This is a genomic window from Aeromonas sp. HMWF015 (assembly GCF_963878965.1).
GTDB classification, from domain to species: Bacteria; Pseudomonadota; Gammaproteobacteria; order Enterobacterales; family Aeromonadaceae; genus Aeromonas; species Aeromonas veronii.
Genome location: NZ_CAWNZT010000315.1, coordinates 1 through 805, shown reverse-complemented (window position 1 = coordinate 805; position 805 = coordinate 1). Strand labels below are relative to the sequence as shown.

Below are 805 nucleotides of genomic sequence, written 5' to 3'. Positions count from 1 at the left end.
CGCTGGCCAACACCCACGGCATGGGCAAGGCCGAGCAGATGGCCGCCGCCATGACTGACCAGTGGCAGCGGGCCGAGCAAGCCTGGTTTGCCATTCGCGCCGCCGCGTTCGGGGTGGTGCTGCCGGCCATCAACGCCGTGGTCAGCGTCTTTGCCGACGGTGCCAATGACGTGCTGCGCTGGACGCATCTTTTCCCGAACCTGACCAAGGTCATCAGCTATGCCCTGCTCGCCATCGTGGGGTTGAGCATGGTCACCGGTACCTGGATGCTGATCGCGGGGCTGGCCAAGCTGGCCACCCTGGGCCTTGGCATCGCCTGGTCCATCATCACCGCCCCGCTCGCCCTGCTCAATGCCGGGATGGCGACCTTTCGCGCCATCCTGCTAGCGGTCAACATCGCCATGTATGCCAACCCTGTGGGCCTGATCGTGGCGGGCATCGTGCTGCTGATCGGTGCCGTGGCGGCAGCCATCTACTACTGGGACGACCTGAAAAAGAGCATGGCCGACTGGAGCGTGTTCAAGCTGCTCGGGCAGGCGGTGGATTGGCTGGTCGAGAAGCTGAACATGATCCCGGGCGTCAATATCGAGATGGGCAGCATGCCGGATCTCAACCTGCCCAATCAGGAGAACATCAACGCCCCCCTCGCCCGCTTTAGCCAGGGCAACCAGAGCCGTGTTCCGACGGGCGGGCTGGGCCAGCAGTTGATCCAAGCCAACGCGGCCGCGACCACTGCCAACCAGAAGCCTCCCAAGTACCTGAGTATCGGGGAGGTGCACATGCACAACCAGAACCCGATGACCCC

Annotated in this window: 1 pseudogene; it reads left to right on the top strand. The window is 64.1% G+C overall.

The annotated features are described in order from the left end of the window. Positions 1-805, top strand: a pseudogene (locus AACS18_RS23545) (phage tail tape measure protein); the annotation flags it as partial.